Origin of the sequence: Pseudomonas asplenii (assembly GCF_001293465.1) — a bacterium.
Taxonomy (GTDB): Bacteria; Pseudomonadota; Gammaproteobacteria; order Pseudomonadales; family Pseudomonadaceae; genus Aquipseudomonas; species Aquipseudomonas fuscovaginae_B.
Window position 1 is genome coordinate 92323 of sequence record NZ_JSYZ01000023.1, and the last position, 23064, is coordinate 115386.

The 23064-nt window shown below is 68.6% G+C and carries 2 protein-coding genes (1 of these 2 only partly in view); both read right to left on the bottom strand.

Annotated elements, in window-relative coordinates:
• Positions 1-14697: a non-ribosomal peptide synthetase gene (locus PF66_RS26445; RefSeq protein WP_054064279.1), complete on the bottom strand. Its 14697-nt coding sequence runs from the start codon at positions 14695-14697 to the stop codon at positions 1-3.
• Positions 14694-23064, bottom strand: the final stretch of a protein-coding gene (locus PF66_RS26450) for a non-ribosomal peptide synthetase (RefSeq protein WP_054064280.1). The gene runs 14333 nt beyond the window's last position; only the last 8371 of its 22704 coding nucleotides appear in the window; its start codon lies off the right edge, out of view; it ends in the stop codon at positions 14694-14696. The genes PF66_RS26445 and PF66_RS26450 overlap by 4 nt, the downstream gene beginning before the upstream one ends.

The following is a 23064-nucleotide window of genomic DNA, read 5'->3' on the forward strand; positions in this document are numbered from 1 at the left end:
TCACGACACCCCCTCCTCCACGGCAGCCGACAATCGGCCCAGCCACCAGGCCGCCAGCTGGCTCACGGCGGGCGCCTTGAGCAGGCTGAAATGGTTGCCCGGCCCATACCAGACCGTCAGTTCGTCGACCTGGGCGCTCCAGCCGGCGACCATCGCCTGTTGCTCGCGCTGGTTGCCGGCCGCGTCCAGGGTCGGATCGTCCGCCAGCACCAGGCTGGCCCGACCGACAAAACCCCGCTGCGGCCGATAGACGGTACGCAGTGCGCTGGCGAAGGTCCGCGCCGGGCCATGCATGGCCTGCGGCGCCGCCCGTGCCGAAAGCAGACCGACCCGGACCATGCCGGCATGCAGTTGCGCCAGTTGGGTGTTGTCGTCCTGTTCGGCGAAGGCCTGCGCATCGATGCCCAGGGACTTGCCCGAGGCCAACTGCATCGCCTCGACCAGCCGCTGCAGGGCCGCAGTGGTGGTATAGGGCTTGCCGATCACGCTGTTGCCGCCGGGCGACTCGCTGTCGATCAACGTCAGCGAGGCCACCTCGCGCCCGGCCGCCTGCAGCCGGGTGGCCATTTCGAAGGCGACCCAGCCACCGAAGGAATGGCCGACCAGATGCAACGGCCCCTCCGGGCAGGCCTGCTCCAGCGCCTGTAGATACAACTGCGCGGCACTCTCGACACAACTGTGCGGCACCGACTCGCCATCCAGCCCGCGGGGCTGCAGGCCGATCACCGGCCAGTCCGGCCCGAGGGCATCGGTGAGCCCGATAAATCCGGTGACACTGTCCCCGGCACCGGGCACGCAGAAGATCGGCGGGCGGCCGGCGCGGCCCTGCTGGATCGTCAACAGCGGCTGGTGCACGCTGCCCGGCGCCACCTGCGCACGCTCCAGGGCGTCGCCGAGCGCCTGGCCGAGGACCTGGACATGCGGCGCCTGCATCATGCTCAAGTGATCGCCCGGTACCTCGATGCAGCGCAGTTCGCCACGCCCCAGGGCCTCTGCCCAGCCCAGCGACTCGCTGCGCCGCGCCAGCTCGCTGGTACGCTCGCCGGCCCGGAACAGGTGCACCGGCATGCCGATCGGGTGCAGGCGGTAATGGGCCAAGGCATGCCCATGGGCCACCTCGCGATCGATGAACGGCCACAACGCCTGCGACGATACCGAACCGAGACTGGCCGGCAGCAACTGCCGTTCGCGGCAGTGCTCCAGCAGGCCGTCGAAGTCGAAGCGGTCCAGGTCCTGCTCCAACTGCCGCACCTGCGCCAGGCCATCGCTGCCCGCCGGCCCTTCGACGGTAAGCCAGGCCGAGCATTGCAGCAGCAGGTGGCGCTTGTGCGCCGCCTCACCGGCCCAGCGCGCCTTGCCCTGGTCGGTCAGGCGCGGCACGTAGCTGTCCAACAGGCCGAGGAACTGCACCGGCTGGTCCTGGCCCAGCAACTGGATGGCGATCTCGTAGGCCAGTACCCCCCCGAACGACCAGCCGGCCAGGCGATACGGCCCCTGCGGCTGCACCTCGCGGATCAGTTCCACCAGCCGTGCCGCCAGGCACTCCATGGTCCGCAACTGCGGCTGGCCCAGGGCGATGCCCGGCAGGCCGTAGATCGGGAAATCGCCGGGCAGGTGCTGGCCCAGCACCGGGAAATAGGCATCCGCACCACTGAACTCATGCACCAGGAACAGCCCCGGCTGACTGCCGCCGGCCCGCACGGTGATCACCTCGTCGCGCCCTTGCGGCGCGGCGCCGCGCTGGCTGAGCAAGGTGGCGAGCGATTCGACGCTGGCATGCTGGAACAACTCCGCCAGCGACACTGGCAGGCCCGCCTGTTCCAGCAGGTTGACCAGGCGGATCGCCAACAGCGAATGGCCTCCCAGCTCGAAGAAGTTGTCGTGGCGGCCGATCCGCTCGACCTTGAGCACGTCGGCCCAGAGCTGCGCCAGGGTCTGCTCGAGCGGGTTCGCCGGAGCGACATGGGCACGGCTGGCGAAGTCCTCGATGAGCGGCACCGGCAGCGCCTTGCGATCGAGCTTGCCGTTGGCGGTCAGGGGCAGCAGAGGCAACCGCACATAGGCCGACGGCACCATGTAGTCCGGCAATTGCCCGAGCAGATGGTTGCGCAGTTCCTCGACCTGCGGCGCCACGCCTTCGCCGATCGCCGTGAAGTAGGCCACCAGGCGCTTGTCGCCCGGCGCCAGCTCATGTACCTGCACGACCACCTCGCGAACCTGCGGATGCCGGCCCAGGCGGGTCTCGATCTCGCCCAGCTCGATGCGGAAGCCACGGATCTTCACCTGGCCGTCGTTGCGCCCCAGGTACTCCAGGTTGCCATCGGCGCGCCAGCGCACCAGGTCGCCGGTGCGATACATCAGGCTGTCCGGCAGCGGGTTGAACGGGTCGGCGAGGAATTTCTCCGCCGTCAGTTCCGGCTGGTTCAGGTAGCCCTTCGCCACGCCCGCGCCACCGACATACAACTCACCGACCACGCCTACCGGCACCGGCTGCCGCCGGGCATCCAGCACATAGGCGCGGGCGTTGCCGATCGGCCGGCCGATGGGGATGCTGCCCTCGCCCACCGTGGTGATCTCGAAGGTGGTGGAGAAGGTCGTGGCCTCGGTCGGGCCGTAGCCATTGAGCAGATGCCGGGGTGCCCCGTGCCTGAGCACCCGCTCGATCACGGCCGGGTCGAGCACGTCGCCACCGACGATCAGGTAGCGCAGGCCACGCAAAGCCTCCATCAAGCCGTCGGCGTACTGCTGGAACAGGCCGGCGGTCATCCACAACACGCTGACGGCCTGCTCCTGCAACAACGCCCCCAGCACATCACGCGACAGCAGGTCGCCCTGGTCGACCACCACCACGCAACCGCCGTTGAGCAACGGTGCCCAGACCTCCAGGGTACTGGCGTCGAACGCCGGGTTGGAAGCGAAGGCCACCCGGTCGTGCTCGTTGAAATCGGCGTAGCCGTTGTTGATCACCAAACGCGTGATCGCCCGGTGCGGCACCAGTACGCCCTTGGGGGTACCGGTGGAGCCGGAGGTGTACATGAGGTAGGCCACCGTCTCGGACGACTGCGGCAGATCCGGGTTGTGCTCCGGCCGCCAGTCGAGGGCCAGGCTGTCCAGCTCGACCCGGGGCAATGCCAGGTCGGCCAGCTCATCACCACGCGTCAACAGCAGCACCGCCCGGCTGTCTTCAAGCATGAAGCGCTGGCGTTCGACCGGGGCATTGATGTCCAGCGGCACGTACACCGCCGCGCACTTGCTGATCGCCAACTGGCTGGCCAGCAGGTCCGCCGAGCGCTCCAGCAGGATCGCCACCGTGTCACCCGGCGCCACGCCGAGGGCCAGCAGGTGATGGGCCAAGCGGTTGGCCCGGGCGTTCAAGGCGTGGTAGCTGAGGCTCTGTGTCCCGTGCACCAGCGCCTGGGCCTCGGGACGGGCCAGGGCCTGCGCCTCGAACAGCCGGTGCACGGTCTGCAGGTGCGGATACTCGCGCGTGGTCGCGTTGAATCCGTCCAGCAACTGCCGACGCTGATCGCCCGGCAGCACCGACAGTTGCTCGATCGGCAAGGTCGGTTGCTGCTCCAGGGCCTGCGCCAGGTTCTCCAGCACCGCGTGCATCAGGTCGCAGACCCGCTGCGCACCGATCTGTGCCGGTGCCAGCGCGGTCAGGGCGAAGTCCTCGCCCAGGTCGTCGACGCTGAGGGTCAACAGGTAGTTGGTACGTTCCTCGGCCTTGAGCAACTCGATGCCCTGCCAGGCGCCCCGAACCTCATCGTCTGCCGCCGTTGCCGAGGCTCCGTGCCGGTAGTTGAGCAAGGCACTGAACAGCGGCGTGCCAGCGGCCACGCCGCTGCAACGCTGCATCAGCGCCAGCGGCGCATGTTCATGGGCCAGCAGCCGGGCCAGGCCTCCATGGGTGGCCTGCAGGGCCTCGCGTACCGACCGGGCGTCGATGTCGACGCGCAACGGCAAGGTATTGATGAAGACCCCCAGGGCCCGCTCGGCGCCCTCGCCGCCCTGCAGGCGCCCGAGCAGCACGGTGCCGAACACCACCTGCTCACGGGCCGCCGCCGCCCCGAGCAACCGCGCCCAGGCCAGGTGCACCAGGCTCGCGGCGCTGACGCCCAGTTGCCGGGCCTGCTGGCGCAGGCGTCGGCTCAACGCCGGATCGACCGGCCGCTGGCGCTCCTCGACGCCACCGCCATTGCTCTGAACGTCCCGCAGGCCGAACGGCAGGGTCGGCTCATCGATGTCCCCCAGTTGCTCGCGGAAGAACGTCTCGTGCTCCTGCTCGCTCATGCCCAGACGGGCCTGGGCCACGTAGTTGCGGTAAGGCACCGCGGCGCCCAGCCGTTCGCCATGGCCGAGCAGGCAGGCTTGCAGTTCCTGCTGCAGCACCTCCAGCGCGACGTGGTCCATGACCAGGTGATGGAACAACAGCAGCCCGATGATCCGGCCATTGGCCGGATCGGCGCAGTGCACCAGGCGCAGCAACGGCGCTCGGGTGATGTCCAGGCGATAGTGGCGGGTATCGAAGCGCGCCAGCAACTGGCTGGACACCTCCCCATCGGCCGGATCCAGCGACACCGCCTCGCACACCAGCGGCGCCTCGCGCAGCACCACCTGCAACGGTTCCGGCAGTCCGTCCCAGAGGACCGCGCTGCGCAGGATGTCATTGCGTTCGATCACCTGCCCCAGAGCCTGGCTGAAGGCGTCCAGGCGCTCCCGGCTGGCAAACGCGAATTGCGCCTGCAGCAGGTACGGGTCGCCTTCGCTGGCGGCCAGGTGGTGGTAGAGAATCCCCGCCTGCAACGGCGCCAGCGGGTAGATGTCCTGCACGTTGGCGCTGCCACCCGGCACGCTGGCGACGATCCGGTCGATGGCCTCCTGCTCCAGTGTCACCAGCGCCAGGTCAGCCGGCGTGATCCGCCGGGCACCGGCCCGGATGCGGTTGGCCGGAATCTCGATCTCGCGCCCCGCGCCGAGGCTGGCGGCAAACGCGGCCAGGGTCGGCTGGCCGAACAGCACCCGCACATCGGCCGTCAGGCCAAGCCGGCGCATGCGTCCGATCAGGCTGACCGCCAGCAGCGAGTGACCACCCAGCTCGAAGAAGTTGTCGTGGCGCCCCACACGCTCGACCTTCAGCAGCTGCGCCCAGAGCCGGGCCATCAGTATTTCGGTTTCACCCAGCGGTGCCTCGTACTCGCGCACGACCAGGGCCGCCTGGTCCGGCGCCGGCAGCGCCTTGCGATCGAGCTTGCCGTTGGGGCTCAGCGGCAGCGCCGCCAGGTGCACGAACAGCGCCGGGACCATGTAGTCCGGCAGTTGCTCCAGCAGATGGGCCCGCAGCGCATCGATGTCCTGAACCTCGGCCGCCGTGTAGTAGGCCACCAGGCGCTTGTCGCCCGCGACGTCCTCACGGGCCACCACCACTGCCTCCTGAATCGCCGGGAAGGCGGTCAGGCGCGCCTGGATCTCGCCCAGCTCGATACGCAGGCCGCGGATCTTCACCTGGTCGTCGTTACGCCCCAGGTACTCGATGTTGCCGTCCGCCAGGTAGCGGCCGACATCGCCCGTGCGGTACATCCGGGCCTCCGGCGTCGTGCTGAACGGATCGTCGAGGAAACGTTCCGCAGTCAGTTCGGGGCGATTGAGGTAACCGCGTGCCACCTGCACCCCGCCGATGTACAACTCACCGACCACACCCAGCGGTACCGGCTGCATCTGTGGGTCGAGCAGGTACATCCGGGTGTTGGCGATCGGCTTGCCGATCGGCGTATTGTCCGGAGTCTGCTCGATCGGGCCGGCACAGTTCCAGGCCGTCACGTCCACCGCGGCCTCGGTCGGACCGTAGAGGTTGTGCAGTTCGGCACCCGGCAACTGCGCCTTGAACCGACGCACCACACTGCCAGGCAAGGCTTCACCGCTGCACATGACCCGTTTCACGCTGGCGCAGCGTTCGGCATCACCGTGGGCCAGGAACACATCGAGCATCGACGGCACGAAATGCAAGGTGGTGATCTGCTCGGCCTGGATCACCTCGCTCAGGTACAGCGGGTCCTTGTGCCCTTGCGGACGCGCCATCACCAGCCGCGCGCCGGTGAACAGCGGCCAGAAGAACTCCCAGACCGACACGTCGAAGCTGAACGGAGTTTTCTGCAGCACCGCGTCATCCGGGGTCAGGCCGTATTCGTCCTGCATCCACAGCAGGCGGTTGACCACCGCCGCGTGTTCGTTGATCACGCCCTTGGGCTGGCCGGTGGAGCCGGAGGTGTAGATCACGTAGGCGCTATGCCTTGGGGTCAGTCCACCCACCCACGGGTTGTTCACCGAGCGGTTGTGCCAGGTGTTGCAGTCCAGGTCGATCACCGGTACCGCCACCTCAGCCAACAGGTCGCGGGTGCGGCCCTGCACCAGCACCACCGCCGGTGCGCTGTCAGCGAGCATGTAGGCGATGCGCTCCTGCGGATAGGCCGGATCCAGCGGTACATAGGCGCCGCCGGCCTTGAGGATCGCCAACAGGCCGACGACCATCTCCAGGCCGCGTTCGACGCAGATCGCCACGCGTGCATCCGGCTCCACACCCTGCTCGCGCAGGTGGTGGGCCAACTGGTTGGCGCGCTGGTTCAGCGCCCGGTAGGTCAGGCGCTCCTCGTCCGCCTGCAGCGCCACGGCTTCCGGCGCCCACTCGACCTGGTCCTGGAACAGGCCATGAAGGGTCTGCGCCAGGTTGTAGCCGGTGTCGGTGGCATTGAAATCCCCCAGCAAGTGCTCGCGCTCGGTCATGTCCAGCAGGTCGATCCGCGCCAACCGGGCCTGGTCGTCGGCGACCATGGCCCGCAGCAGGCGTTCGAAGTAGCCGGCATAACGCTGCATCGTCGACTCGTCGAACAACGCCGTGGCGTACACCAGGCCACCGCTGATGCAGCCCTGGGTCTCGCCCAGGTTCAGGGACAGATCGAACTTGGCGAAATGCCCCGGGGCAGCGATCCCTTCCAACTGCAGGCCACCGGGCACCGCTTCGGCACGCTCGCCCGCCTGCCAGGTCAGCAGAGTCTGGAACAGCGGGCTGTGGGCCAGGCTGCGCGCCGGCCGGATCAGTTCCACCACCTGCTCGAACGGCAGGTCCTGGTGCGCCTGGGCCTCGAGAATGCGCTGGCGAACCTGTGCCAGCAGCGCGGCGACATTCCCGGCGCCGGCCACATCGAGACGAATCGCCAGGGTATTGACGAACAGCCCGATCAGGCCCTCGATCTCCGCGCCCTGGCGGTTGGCGACCGGCGAACCGATCACCACCTCGTCCTGCCCGGCCAGGCGAGCGAGCAGCGCGCCCCAGCCGGCCATCAGGGTCATGTACAGCGTCAGCCCATGGCGCTGGCCGAGCGCCCTGAGCCCCGCGCTCAACGACGCGTCGAGATGGATCTCGACCTGGCCCCCGGCATAGTCCTGACGCGCCGGACGCGGTCGGTCCGTGGGCAGCATCAACAGGGCTGGCGCACCACTCAGGGCCTGCTGCCAGTAGGCGTTCTGCCGCGCCAGCACCTCGCCGCTCAACCACTGCCGCTGCCAGACGGCGAAGTCGCCATACTGCAAGGCCAGGGGCGGCAGCGGGTCATCCTCGCCGCGGCTGAAGGCGGCGTACAGCGCGACCAGCTCGCGGGTCAGCACGTCCATCGACCAGCCATCGGCGATGATGTGGTGCAGGGTCAGCAGCAGTACATGATGCTCCTCGCCGAGGATCACCAGCCGGCCACGAATCAACGGCCCGCGCGCAAGGTCGAACGGGGCACGGGCTTCATCGCTCAGCAGGTCTTCCAGGGCGGTGGCGGCCTGCGGATGCTGGCGCAGGTCCTCGACCTGCAGGAGCAGGCCGGCCTCAACCGGGGCGATCAGCACCTGGGGTGTTTCATCGCATTCGACGAAACGGCTGCGCAGGGTTTCGTGGCGCGCGACGAGGGTCGCCAGCGCCTGTTGCAGGGCCTGGGCCTGCAACTGCCCACGCAGGCGCAGGGCGACGGGAATGTTATAGGCGCTGTTGGCACCGTCCATCTGGGCCAGGAACCACAGCCGCTGCTGGGCGAACGACAGCGGTAGCGCGCCGTCACGGGGAACCGCGACGATGGCCGGCAGGCTGACCGGTGCATCGCTCTGGAGAAACCGTGCCACGGCCGCCAGTTCGGGATTGGCGAACAGCTCGCCCAACGGCAGCTCGCGCTGCAATTGCAGGCGCACCTGGGAAACCATGCGCATCGCCAGCAACGAGTGGCCGCCCAGCTCGAAGAAATGGTCCCGCCGACCGACCCGCTCGACCTGCAGCAATTCGCCCCAGATCCGCGCCAGGGTATTTTCCAGCTCGCCTTCGGGCGCCTGGTATTCACGCTGCGACAGGGCCGTCAGCGCCGGCGCCGGCAGCGCCCGGCGGTCGAGCTTGCCATTGGCGGTCAGCGGCAGCGCGTCGAGCCGGACATAGGCCACCGGCACCATGTACTCCGGCAGTTGCGTCGCCAACTGCGCGCGCAATTCACCAGGCTCGGGCAAGCCGCCCGATGCCGCCTCGGTCAGATAGGCCACCAGGCGCACCTGGCCGGGCTCATCCTCACGGGCCAGCACCACCGCTTCACGGACGCCCGGCAGGCGGTTGAGGCTGGCCTCGATCTCGCCCAGCTCGATCCGTACACCACGGATCTTCACCTGGTCGTCATTGCGGCCCAGGTACTCGATGGTACCGTCGGCCCGCCAGCGCGCCAGGTCGCCGGTGCGATACATACGGGCCTGCGGCAGTGTGCTGAACGGGTCGTCGAGAAAACGCTCGGCGGTCAGTTCCGGGCGGTGCAGATAACCGCGCGCCACCCCGGCCCCCCCGACATACAGCTCGCCGGCCACCCCCACCGGCACCGGACGCAGTTGTTCGTCCAGCAGATAGAGGCGCGCGTTGGCGATCGGCCGACCGATATGCAGCAGCCCATTCGGCTCGACCTGCCCGGAGGTCGCCACCACCGTGGCTTCGGTCGGGCCGTAGTTGTTGATCACCGCGAAGCCCGGGTCCTCGGCGAAGTGCCGCAGGCGGTCGCCGCCGATCAGCAGGGTGCGCAGGGTCGGATGGCCACGGCCCTGGCCAAAGGCATACTCGGCCACCGGCGTCGGCAGGAACGCCACCTGCAACGGCTGCGCCCGCCACCAGTCGAGCAGGCCATCCAGCTCGCCGCTGCCCAGGCTCGCCGGCGGCAGGTGCAGGGTCGCGCCCACGCACAGCGCCGGCCAGACTTCCCAGACCATGGCATCGAAACCGACGCCGGCAACGCTGGCGGTGTGACTGCCGGCACGCAGATCGAAGGCCGCACAGTGCCAGTGCACCAGGTTCTCCACGGTGCCGTGCTCGACCATCACGCCCTTGGGCAGGCCGGTGGAGCCAGAGGTGTAGATCACATAGGCCAGGTGCCGGGCAGCGAGCCCCGCCACGTGCGGATCGCTGACGGGCTGGTCGTGCCAGGTCGGCTGGTCGAGATCGACCAGCGGCACCTGCAACCGGCCCGCCAGCTCGCGGGTGTTGCCCTGGACCAGCACGGCCAGGGGGGCGCTGTCCTCCAGCAGATAGCGGATCCGCTCGGCCGGATGGGCCGGATCGACCGGCACATAGGCGCCACCGGCCTTGAGAATCGCCAACAGGCCCACCAGCATCCGTGGCCCGCGGGTCACGCAGATCGCCACCCGCTCATCCGCCTGCACACCCAGTGCCCGCAGATGATGGGCCAGCTGGTTGGCCTGACGGTTGAGCTCACGGTAGCTCAGTGCCTGCCCGTCCATCCGCACCGCCACGGCATCCGGCGTGCGCTCGACCTGACGTTCAAACAACCCGTGCAGGGTATGCCCACGGGGGTACTCGACCTGGCTGGCATTGAAGTCCTGCAGCAACTGCACGCGCTGCGCTTCGTCCAGCAGATTAGCCTGGCCGAGGCTGGCCTGGTCGTTGTCGACCATCGCCTGCAGCACACCACGCAGATAACCGAGATAACGCTCGATGGTGGCCGCGTCGAACAGGGCCGTGGCATAGGTCAGCGAGCCCACCAGTTGCGCGCCGCCGTCGCCGAGGTCGAGGGCCAGGTCGAACTTGGCGAACTGCCCGCTGCCGGCCAGCGCCTCCAGTTGCAGGTCGCCCAGTTGCAGCGCCGCCTCATCGTGGTTCTGCCAGGAGAACATGCTCTGGAACAGCGGGCTGTGGGCCAGGCTGCGCTCCGGCCGGGTCAGCTCCACCACCTGCTCGAACGGCAGGTCCTGGTGAGCCTGGGCCTGCAGGGTCCGTTCGCGCACCTGGGCCAGCAGCGCCTCGACGGTCTGCTGTGGGGAGACATCGAGGCGGATCGCCAGGGTGTTGACGAACAGCCCCACCAGGCCTTCCACCTCGGCCCGCTGGCGGTTGGCCACCGGCGAGCCGATCACCAGATCATGCTGCCCGCTGAGGCGCCCCAGCAGCAGGGCCCAGGCGGCCAGCAGGGTCATGTAGGGGGTGGTGCCATGACGTTGGCCGAGGGCCCTGACCGCGGCGCTCAGGCGTTCATCCAGGGTGAAACCGATCGTGGCGCCGGCGTAGTCCTGGCGGGCCGGACGCGGCCGGTCGGTGGGCACCATCAGCAGGGCTGGCGCGCCGGCCAGGGCCTGTTGCCAGTAGCTGCCCTGCTGCTGCAACAGCTCGCCATCGAGCCAACGCCGTTGCCACACGGCGAAGTCGCCGTACTGCACCGCCAACGGTGGCAGCGGGTCAGGCCGGGCGTGGCGGAAGGCCTCGTAGAGCGCCATCAGCTCGCGGGTCAGCACGCCCATCGACCAGCCATCGGAGACGATATGGTGCAGGGTCAGCAGCAGCACATGGTGCCGGTCGGCCAGGCACAGCAGACGGCCACGGATCAGCGGCCCCTGTTGCAGGTCGAACGGTTCGCCGGCTTCCTCGCGCAGACGCGCCTGGACGCAGGTCTGGGCATCGGGGGTCGCGCGCAGGTCCTCGATGGCGAACCGCAGCCCCTGGCCGACCGGAGCAATCTCCACCCGTGGCTCGTCACCGTGCAGGACGAAACGACTGCGCAGGGTCTCGTGACGCTCGACGATACGCGCCAGCGCCCGTTGCAGCGCCTGGCTGTCCAGCGGGCCGTGCAGGCCCAGGCCGACCGGAATGTTGTAGGCGCTGCTCGCGGCGCCCATCTGCGCCAGGAACCACAGCCGCTGCTGGGCGAACGACAGTGGCAGCGCCTGGTCCCGCGCCACCGCGAGAATGTCCGGCAGGGTACTGCGGGCCGCCTGGCCGAGGGCTTCGGCTACTGCCGCCAGCTCGGCATTGGCGAACAGTTGCGCCAGCGCCAATTCCACGCCGAGGCGCTGGCGGACCTGCGCCACCATGCGCATCGCCAGCAGCGAGTGCCCGCCCAGTTCGAAGAAATGATCGCGGCGACCGACCCGCTCGACCTGCAGCACCTCGCTCCAGATCTGCGCCAGGGTGATTTCCAGCTCGCCCTCGGGCGCTTCGTACTCGCGGGTGAACAGGGCATCCAGCTCGGGCCTGGGCAGCGCCCGGCGATCGAGCTTGCCGTTGGCCGTGAGCGGCAGCGCGGCCAGCTTCACATAGGCGGCCGGCACCATGTAGTCCGGCAGGTGGGCCTGCAGCCAGGCCCGCAGCTCGGCGGTTTCCAACGCATCGACCTGCGCCTGCTCGGTGAAATAGGCCACCAGCCGCGCTTGCCCCGGCTGGTCCTCGCGGGCCAGCACCACCGCTTCCTGGATACCGGGAAGCTGGTTGAGCCGGCTCTCGATCTCGCCCAGCTCGATGCGCATGCCGCGGATCTTCACCTGGTCGTCGTTGCGTCCCAGGTACTCGAGGGTGCCGTCGAGCTGCCAGCGGGCCAGGTCGCCGGTGCGGTACATGCGCGCCCGGGGATCATCGCTGAACGGATCATGGAGAAAACGCTCGGCGGTCAGTTCCGGGCGGTTGAGGTAACCGCGGGCGACGCCGGCACCGCCGACATACAGCTCACCGGCCACCCCCAGCGGCACCGGGCGTTGGCGTTCGTCGAGCAGGTAGACGCGCGCATTGCTCATCGGCTTGCCGATATGCAGGAGCTGCCCGGCCTCGACCCGCCCCGAGGTGGCGACCACCGTGGCCTCGGTCGGACCATAGTTGTTGATCACCTCGAAGGTCTGGTTGCGGCTGAACTGGCGCAGGCGGTCACCGCCGATCAGCAGTGTACGCAGGGTCGGGTGTTCGAGGTTGCGGGCAAAGGCGTGTTCGGCGATCGGCGTCGGCAGGAAGCTGACGTCCAGCGGCTGCGCGCACCACCAGTCGAGCAGGCCGTCGACATCCTCGCCGCCCTCGGCCGGCGGCGGCAGGTGCAGGGTCGCCCCGGCGCACAGGGCCGGCCAGACTTCCCAGGCCATGGCGTCGAAGCCGAAACCGGCGACGCTGGAGGTGTGCCGTCCCGGGCACAGATCGAAGGCCGCGCAATGCCAGTCCACCAGGTTGGACACGGTGTGGTGCTCGACCATCACCCCCTTGGGCAGCCCGGTGGAACCGGAGGTGTAGATCACATAGGCCAGGTGCCGGGGATCAGGGGTCGGCAGTTGCCCGCTGGCGACGGTGTGCTCCTGCCAGAACGGTTTGTCGAGGTTGATCACCGACACCGCCAGTTCCGGCAGGCGGGCCAGCAGGTCGTCCTGGGTCAGCACCGCCACCGGTGCGCTGTCGTCGAGCAGGTAACGCAGGCGCTCGGCCGGGTGGGCCGGATCGATCGGCACATAGCCGGCCCCGGCCTTGAGAATCGCCAGCAACCCGACCAGGGTATCGAGCCCGCGCCGGGCAACGATCGCCACCCGCTGGTCGGGGCGAACGCCGAGTTCACCCAGGTGGTGGGCCAGGACCTCGGCCTGCCGGTTCAACTCGGCATAACTCAATGATTGTCCCTGGCACACCGCAGCCACCGCCTGCGGCTGTTCGGCAGCCCGGGCGGCGATGCGCTGGTGCAGGGTCAACCCTTGCCGGTAGTCGGCCTGGCTGGCGTTGAAGCCCTTCAGCAACAGCTCGCGCTCATCCATCGGCAGGATCGACAGGTGCTCCAGCAACGCCTGCGGACTCTGTTCGAGGGCCTGCGCCAGTTGCTCCAGGGCCGTGCGCATGTAGTCACAGACCCGCTGCCCGTCGATCTGCGAGCTGGCCAGCAGGGCCAGGCGGAAGTCCTCGCCCTGATCGTCGACGCTCAGGGTCAGCGGGTAGTTGGTGCGCTCCTCGGAACTCAGCGGGGTGATGCCATGCCAGGCCGAGGCCGCGTCGCTGGCGCTGGCGGCGACCGCCAGGCCGTTGTGCCGGTAGTTGAGCAGGCTGCTGAACAGCGGCGTTGGCACCTCGACCCCACTGCAGCGCTGGGCCAGCGCCAGCGGTGCGTGTTCGTGGCGCATCAGCGCGGTGAGCCGGGCCTGGGTCGCACGGACCCCGGCCTGGACCGTCAGGCCGCCGATATCGACCCGCACCGGCAGCGTGTTGATGAAGATCCCCAGCGCCCGGTCGCCATCGCCACCGCCCTGCATGCGGCCCATCAGCACCGTGCCAAAGACCACGCTGCGCCTGCCCGACAACGCCGCCAGCACCTGGCCCCAGGCCAGGTGGAACAGGCTGGCGACACTCGCCCCCTGCTGCCGGGCCAGGGCCCGCAGCCGAAGGTTCAGTTGCGGCTCCAGCGCCAGATTGAATTCGTCGATGGCCGTGCCGTCGCCCTGCACGTCCTGCAGGCCGTAGGGCAAGGTCGGCTCGTCGATCTCCGCCAGCATCTCGCGGAAGAAGCTTTCATGCTCCGCCTGGCTGATTCCCAGGCGGGCCTGGGCTACATAGTTGCGAAACGGCACCGGCTGGCCCAGTTGCCCACCCTGCCCGCGCAGGAACGCGCCCATCTCATGGCGCACTACGTCCAGTGCGCTATGGTCCAGGGCCATGTGGTGGAACAGCAACATCGCCACCAGCCGCTGCGCGGCTTCATCGCGCGCGTACACCAGGCGGATCAGCGGTGCCCGGCTCACATCGAGGCGATAGTGGCGAGCGTCGAAACGCTCGTGCAACCGTTGCAGCGCCTCACCCTCGTGCGGTTCGAGCAGCACCTCTTCCACCACCAGTTCGGCCTTGCGCCAGACCACCTGTACCGGACTTTCCAGGCCCTCCCAGAGCACTGCGGTGCGCAGGATGTCGTGGCGGTCGATGACCTTCTGCAAGGCCTGGGCGAAAGCCGTCAGCCGCTCCAGGTCGGCGAAGGCGAACTGTGACTGCATGACATAGGGATCCCCCTGCGTCGCACTGGCGTGGTGGAACAGGATGCCCTCCTGCAACGGTGCCAGCGGGTAGATATCCTGCACGTTGGCGACCCCGCCCGGTACCTGGGCGACGATCCGGTCGATCTGCTCCTGGTCCAGATTGGCCAGGGGCAGCATCGCCGGGGTGATGCGGGTGGTCCCGGCCTCGATGGCGTTGGCCGGCACCGTCACCTGGCCGCTCGCCGCCGGCGAATAGGAACCGTCGCGGATCATGCCGATCAGCACCGGTTTGTACTCGCGCAGGCGCGCCAGCAGTTCAGGCTCGGTCAGTGCCTGCTTGTTACCCTGTACGATCAGTTGATCGTTCCTGACAGCCAGTTGGATGCCTTTTGCCTTCAATATGGCCAGCAGTTCCGTCACGTTCACAAGGCGATCTCCATTTGTTCGGTAATTGCGGCGTATCCGGCCAACGTCGGTTGTTCGAACAGCGCCCTCATGTCGGCTTCCATGCCTTCCTGGTGCAGACGGCCGATCAGGCTGACGGCCAGCAGTGAGTGCCCACCCAGCTCGAAGAAGTTGTCGTGGCGACCTACACGCTCGACATTCAGCAGTTCCGCCCAGAGCCGGGCCATCAGTATTTCGGTTTCACCCAGCGGTGCCTCGTACTCGCGCACGACCAGGGCCGCCTGGTCCGGCGCCGGCAGCGCCTTGCGATCGAGCTTGCCGTTGGGGCTCAGCGGCAACGCCGCCAGGTGCACGAACAGCGCCGGGACCATGTAGTCCGGCAGTTGCTCCAGCAGATGGGCCCGCAGCGCATCGATGTCCTGGACCTCGGCCGCCGTGTAGTAGGCCACCAGGCGCTTGTCGCCCGCGACGTCCTCACGGGCCACCACCACCGCCTCCTGCACCGCCGGGAAGGCGGCCAGGCGCGCCTGGATTTCGCCCAGTTCGATACGCAGGCCGCGGATCTTCACCTGGTCGTCGTTACGCCCCAGGTACTCGATGTTGCCGTCCGCCAGGTAGCGGGCGATATCACCGGTGCGGTACATCCGGGCCTCCGGCGTCGTGCTGAACGGATCGTCGAGGAAACGCTCGGCGGTCAGCTCGGGACGGTTCAGATAGCCCCGCGCCACCTGCACCCCGCCGATGTACAGCTCACCGACCACACCCAGCGGTACCGGCTGCATCTGAGCGTCGAGCAGGTACATCCGGGTGTTGGCGATCGGTTTGCCGATCGGCGTGTTGTCCGGGGTCTGCTCGATCGGGCCGGCACAGTTCCAGGCCGTCACGTCCACCGCGGCCTCGGTCGGGCCATAGAGGTTGTGCAACCCGGCATGCGGCAACTGCGCCTTGAACCGCCGCACCACGCTGCCCGGCAAGGCCTCACCGCTGCACATCACCCGCTGGACGCTGGCACAACGGCTGACATCGCCATGGGCCAGGAAGAGGTCGAGCATCGACGGTACGAAGTGCAAGGTGGTGATCTGTTCGGCCTTGATCACCTCGCCCAGGTAGATCGGGTCCTTGTGCCCTTCCGGACGCGCCATCACCAGCCGTGCACCGGTGAACAGCGGCCAGAAGAACTCCCAGACCGACACGTCGAAGCTGAACGGGGTTTTCTGCAGCACCGCATCATCCGCAGTCAGGCCGTACTCGTCCTGCATCCACAGCAGGCGGTTGACCACCGCCGCGTGTTCGTTGATCACGCCCTTGGGCTGGCCGGTGGAACCGGAGGTGTAGATCACGTAGGCGCTGTGCCGTGGGGTCAGGCCGGGTACCCGTGGATTGTCCGCCGAGCGGTCCTGCCAGGTGTTGCAGTCCAGATCGATCACCGGTGCCGTCACCTCACCCAGCAGGTCGCGGGTGCGGCCCTGCACCAGCACCGCCAGCGGCGCGCTGTCAGCGAGCATGTAGGCGATCCGCTCGGCCGGATAGGCCGGGTCCAGCGGCACGTAGGCGCCACCGGCCTTGAGGATCGCCAGCAGGCCGACGACCATGTCCAGGCCGCGTTCGACGCAGATCGCCACCCGGCTGTCCGGCCCCACACCCCGCTCGCGCAGGTAGTGGGCCAACTGGTTGGCGCGGCGATTCAGTTCGCCGTAGCCCAGGCGCTGCTCGCCGGCGGCCACCGCCTGCGCCTGCGGCGCACGTTCGGCCTGGGCCTCGAACAGGCCATGGAGGGTCCGCTCGAGGTCGTAGGCGACCTCAGTGGCATTGAACGCCTCCAGCACCTGCCGACGCTCGCGGTCAGTCAGCACCGGCAGGCGGTTGAGCGCCCGCCGCGGCGCCTTTTCCAGCGCCTCGACCAGCCCTTCCAGGGCCGCCAGCATGAAGTCACAGACGCGCTGCGCACCGATGCGGGCCGGCGTCATCGCGGTCATGCTGAAGCCTTCACCCAGGTCGTCGACGTTCAGGCTCAGCGGATAGTTGGTGCGCTCCTCGCTGGCCAGGGTCTCGATGCCCCTCCAGGCACCTGGGGTGGCCTTGTCGAAGAGACCGGCATCACTGTGGCGATAGTTGAGCATCGCGCTGAACAGCGGCAGCGACGCGGCCACGCCACTGCAGCGCTGGGCCAGGGCCAGCGAGGCGTGCTCGTGGCCGAGCAGCGCGGTCAGGCGGCCGTGGATCGCCTTGACCCCGGCGCGCGCCGGCGTGTCGTCGATATCGACCCGCAACGGCAGGCTGTTGATGAACATGCCCAACGCCCGGTCGGCACCGTCGCCGCCCTGCATGCGCCCCAGCAGCACCGTGCCGAACACCACCGTCTGCCGGCCGGAAGCGGCCGCCAGCACCCGGGCCCAGGCCAGGTGGAACAGGCTCGCGGCGCCGACCCCGAGCAGCCGTGCCTGCTGGCGCAGCCGAATGGCAAGCTCCAGTGGCAGGCGCTGCCAGGCTTCCTCGATGTCGTGCCCGTCGCCCTGCACGTCCTGCAGGCCGAATGGCAAGGTCGGTTCGTCGATATCGCCAAGCATCTCGCGGAAGAACGCTTCGTGCTCCTGTTCGCTGACGCCCAGGCGCGCCTGGGCCACGTAGTTGCGGTACGGCACCGGCGCGCCGAGTGCATCGGCACGGCCTTCGATGAAGGCACGCATTTCGTGGCCCACCACTTCCATCGCGGTGTGGTCGACGGCCAGGTGATGGAACAGCAGGATCGCGACGATCCGCTGGCCGACCGGGTCGTGGGCATGCACCAGTTCCACCAGGGGTGCCTGGCGGATATCCAGGCGGTAGTGCCGGGCATCGAAGCGCTGGTGCAACTGCGCCAGGACATCGCCATCAGCGGCCTGCAGCGCGACCTCCCGGATCCGCAGCGGCGCCTGCCGGCGCACCACCTGCAGCGGCCGTTCCAGCCCTTCCCAGTGCACGCTGGTGCGCAGGATGTCGTGGCGGTCGATCACCTGCTGCAGGGCGCCGGTAAAGGCCTGCAGGTCCGCCAGGCTGTCAAAGGCCATCTGCGACTGCAGCAGGTACGGGTCGCCCTGCCCGGCACTCATGTGGTGATAGAGGATGCCTTCCTGCAGCGGTGCCAGCGGGTAGATGTCCTGCACGTTGGCCGCGCCACCGGGGATGGCGGCGACGAGACGGTCGATGCTCGACTGGTCCAGCTCGATCAGCGACAGCAGGTCCGGGGTGATCTGCCGGCAAGCGGCGGGAATGCGGTTTTCCGGTACCTCGACTTCGCGACCGCTGCCGATGGCTGCGGCCAGCGCCGCCAGGGTCGGCTGGTTGAACAGCACCCGCACATCGCTGTCGAGACCGACCTGGCGCATGCGCTCGATCAGCGTCACCGCCAGCAACGAATGGCCGCCCAGCTCGAAGAAGTGGTCGTGGCGACCCACCCGCTCGACCTTGAGCACCTCGGCCCAGATCTGCGCCAGGGCGATCTCGACGGCCCCTTGCGGGGCCTCGAACGCGCGGCTCAACAGGGCCGCCTGGTCCGGCGCCGGCAGTGCCCGGCGATCGAGCTTGCCGTTGGCGGTCAGCGGCAGCGCATCGAGCTGCACATAGGCCGACGGCACCATGTAGTCCGGCAGGTGATCGTGCAGGTAGTCGCTCAACGTTTCGATCGACAGGCTTTCGTCGGCGCTGAACCAGGCCACCAGACGTCCGTCACGGACCAGCACCACGGCGTCCCTGACCGACGCATGACCGCTCAAGGCCGCCTCGATCTCGCCCGGTTCGATGCGCACGCCGCGGATTTTCAGCTGGTCGTCGTTACGGCCGAGGTAATCGAGATTGCCATCGGCCAGCCACCGCGCCTGGTCGCCGGTACGGTAGAGGCGCGCCTGCGGATCGGCACTGAACGGATCGCGGATGAAACGTTCGGCGGTCAGATCAGGACGGTTCAGGTAACCCCGCGCCACGCCGGCCCCGCCGATATACAACTCACCCGCCACGCCGACCGGCACCGGTTGTAGCTGTTCGTCCAGCAGGTAGACCCGGGTATTGGCGATCGGCTTGCCGATATGCAGCACCTGCCCGGCTTCCATCAGGCCGGAGGTCGCCACCACCGTGGCTTCGGTCGGGCCGTAGTTGTTGATCACCGCGAAGCGCTGCGCCTGGCTGAACTGGCGCAGGCGGTCGCCACCGATCAGCAGCGTGCGCAGGGTCGGATGTTCGAGTTGCCGGCTGAAGGCATGTTCGGCCACCGGGGTGGACAGGAAGCTCACCTGCAACGGTTGCTGCAACCACCAGCCGAGCAGGCGATCGATGTCCTGGTGATCGATCTGCGCCGGTGGCAGGTGCAGGGTCGCGCCGACACACAGCGTCGACCAGACTTCCCAGGCCATGGCGTCGAAACCGAAACCGGCGACGCTGGAGGCATGGCCGCCAGCCTGCAGATCGAAGGCCGTGCGATGCCAGTGCACCAGGTTCTCCACGGTACGGTGCTCGACCATCACCCCTTTCGGCAGACCGGTGGAACCGGAGGTGTAGATCACATAGGCCAGGTGCGCCGGCGTCAGCGCGCCCGGCACGGGATTGTCGACGGACTGCTCCTGCCAGGTGACCCGGTCCAGTTCCAGCACCGGCACCTGCAGGCCCGGCAACCGTCCACGCCACTCGCTCTGGGTCAGCAGCACCGCCGGTGCGCTGTCTTCGAGCAGGTAACGCTGGCGCTCATCCGGCAGGGCCGGATCGACCGGCACATAACCGGCCCCGGCCTTGAGGATCGCCAACAGGCCCACCAGCATCTGCGGGCCACGACGGACCGAGATCGCCACCCGATCATCCGGCTGCACGCCCAGCGTGCGCAGATGGTGGGCCAACCGGTTGGCCTGGCGATTGAGCTCGCGGTAGCTGAGCGTCGCGTCGCCCTGCACCACCGCCAGCGCCTCTGGCCGACGCTCGGCCTCGGCCTCGAACAGACCATGGACGGTCTGGCCCTGCGGGAAACCGGCGGCACTGGCATTGAAGCCCACCAGCAGTTGCCGGCGCTCTGCCGCCGGCAGGATCGCCAGACGGTTCAGGGCAAGCGCGCCCCCCTGCTCCAGTGCCTCGGCCAACTGCTCCAGGGCACCCTGCATGTACCCGGCCACGCGCCGCGCGCCGACCGAAGTCGCCGCCAGCACCCGCAGCCGGAAGTCGAGACCGAGGTCATCGACACTCAGGGTCAGCGGATAGTTGGTGCGCTCCTCGCCGCCCAGCAGGTGAATACCCTGCCAGACATCCCCGGCCTCTGCCGGCAACGCGTCGTGGGCGCTATGGCGGTAGTTGAGCAGGGCACTGAACAGCGGCAGCGCAGGCTCCACCGCGCTGCAGCGCTGGGCCAGGGCCAGCGAGGCATGCTCATGGCCCAGCAGTGCGGTCAGGCGCTCGTGGGTGGCCTTGACCCCTTCACGTACCGCCGTACCGTCCACCTCGACCCGCAGCGGCAGGGTATTGATGAACATCCCCAGGGCCCGGTCGGCCCCCTCGCCGCCCTGCATGCGCCCCATCAGCACCGTGCCGAACACCACCCGGTCCTTGCCGGCGGTGACGCCCAGCACGCGCGCCCAGGCCAGGTGCATCAGGCTCGCCGCACTGACCCCGAGCAGGCGGGCCTGCTCACGCAGCCGGCGGCTCAGGGCCTCGGCCAGCATCAGCGGTGCTTCCTCGATATCCCGGCCATCGCCCTGCACGTCCTGCAGGCCGAACGGCAGGGTCGGCTCGTCGATATCGCCCAGCATGTCGCGGAAGAACGCCTCGTGCTCCTGCTCGCTGACCCCCAGGCGCGCCTGGGCCACATAGTTGCGATACGGCACCGGCGCGGCCAGGCCCTCGCCGCCGCGCTGCAACAGCGCATGCATTTCCTCGACCACCACCGCCATGGCGGTATGGTCCAGTGCCAGGTGGTGGAACATCAGGATCGCGACGATGCGCCGGTTCAGCGGATCGTTGGCATACACCAGTTGCAGCAGCGGCGCCTGACGGATATCCAGGCGGTAGCGGCGGGTCTCGAAGCGCTGCTGCAACTGCTCCAGCACGTCCCCGGCCGCCGGGTCGAGCAGCAGCTCCTGCACCGGCAGTTCGGCCTGCCGGCGCACCAGTTGCAACGGCCGCTCCAGGCCGTCCCAGTGCACGCTGGTACGCAGAATGTCGTGGCGGTCGACCACCTGCTGCAAGGCCTCGATCACCGCCTGCAGATGCACCCGGCTGTCGAAGGCCATCTGCGATTGCAGCAGGTACGGATCGCCCTGCCCGGCGCTCATGTGGTGATAGAGAATGCCTTCCTGCAACGGCGCCAGCGGGTAGATGTCCTGCACGTTGGCCGCCCCGCCGGGTACCGTGGCGACGAGACGATCGATGCTCGCCTGGTCCAGTTCCACCAGGGGCAGCAGTTGCGGGGTGATGTGCTGGCAACCGACCTCGATCAGGTTGCGCGGTACCTCGATCTCGCGACCGCTGCCGATGGCGGCGGCCAGGGCCGCCAGGGTCGGCTGGCTGAACAGCACCCGCACGTCGGCACTGAGGCCGGCCTGGCGCATGCGCTCGATCAGCGTCACCGCCAGCAGCGAGTGGCCGCCCAGTTCGAAGAAGTGGTCGTGGCGACCCACCTGTTCGACCTTGAGCACCTCGGCCCAGATCCGCGCCAGGGCGGTTTCCACCTCCCCTTGCGGGGCTTCGAACGCCCGACTCGACAGCGCGGCCTGGTCCGGTGCCGGCAGCGCCCGGCGGTCGAGCTTGCCGTTGGCGGTCAGCGGCAAGGCGTCGAGCTGCACGTAGGCCGAAGGCACCATGTAGTCCGGCAACTGTGCCTGCAGGTGATTGCGCAGCGCTTCGACATCCGGCGCCGCGCCGGCCACGGCAGCGGTGAACCAGGCCACCAGGCGCTTGTCGCCCGGCGCGAGTTCACGCACCAGCACCGCCACATCGCGCACCTGCGGATGGCGGCCCAGGCGGGTCTCGATCTCGCCCAGCTCGATGCGGAAACCACGCAGCTTGACCTGATTGTCGTTACGGCCCAGATACTCCAGGTTGCCGTCGGCACGCCAGCGCACCAGGTCGCCGCTGCGGTACATCAGGCCCTGGGAACTGGGGCTGAACGGATCGACGAGGAACTTCTCGGCGCTCAGTTGCGGCTGGTTCAGGTAGCCCAGGGCAACCCCGAGGCCACCGATGTACAACTCACCGACCACGCCGACCGGCACCGGCTGCTGGCGGGCGTCGAGCACATAGGCGCGTGTGTTGCCGATGGGCCGGCCGATCGGAATGCTGCCGCCCTCGACTGCGGTGATTTCGAAGGTGGTCGAGAAGGTGGTGGCTTCGGTCGGTCCGTAACCGTTGAGCAGATGCTGTGGCGCACCGTCGCGCAGCACCCGCTCGACCACCGCGGGGTCGAGCACATCGCCACCGACGATCAGGTAGCGCAGGCCGCGCAAGGCCGCCAGCAGGCCATCGGCATGCTGGTGGAACAGGCCGGCGGTCATCCACAGCACACTGATCCGCTGCTCGCGCAGCAGGTTCGCCAGGGCCTCGCGGGACAGCAGCACGTCCTGTTCGACCACCACCGCACAGCCGCCGTTGAGCAGTGGCGCCCAGACTTCCAGGGTGCTGGCGTCGAACGCCGGGTTGGAGGCGAAGGCCACCCGGTCCTGCTCATTGAACTCGGCATAGCCGTTGTTGAGCACCAGCCGGCTGACCGCCCGATGGGGCACCAGGACCCCCTTGGGCGTACCGGTGGAGCCGGAGGTGTACATGATGTAGGCCGCCGACTCGCTCGACTGCCGCAAGCGTGGGTCATGGTCCGGCTGGCCGTCGAGATCGAGCTGGTCGAGATCGACACGCCGGACCGGATAGCCGAGCGTCTCGCTGCTGCGGGTCAGCAACAGCAGCGCCTGGCTATCCTCGATCATGAAGGCCTGGCGCTCGGCCGGTGCGTTGATGTCCAGCGGCACATAGACCGCCGCACACTTGCTGATCGCCAGTTGGCTGACCAGCAGGTCCGCCGAGCGCTCCAGCAGGATCGCCAGATGATGGCCGGGCCTCACGCCCAGGCCGATCAGATGATGGGCCAGGCGGTTGGCACGACGGTTGAGTTCGCCATAGTCGAGCACCTGCTCGCCATGGATGAGCGCCGTCGCGTGCGGACGGGCCTCGGCCCGTGCCTCGAACAGGCTGTGCAGGGTCTGCTCGACGGGATAGCGGCGTTCGGTGGCGTTGAAGCCGTGCAGCAGGTGCTCGCGCTCCTGCGGCGGCAGCATCGGCAGCGTCTGCAGCGGCGTCGTCGGCGCGTGCTCCAGGGCATCGACCAGATGCTGCAGGGTCGTGCGCAGGTAGCCGCCGATCCGTTCCAGACCGAGTTCGGCCGGAGCC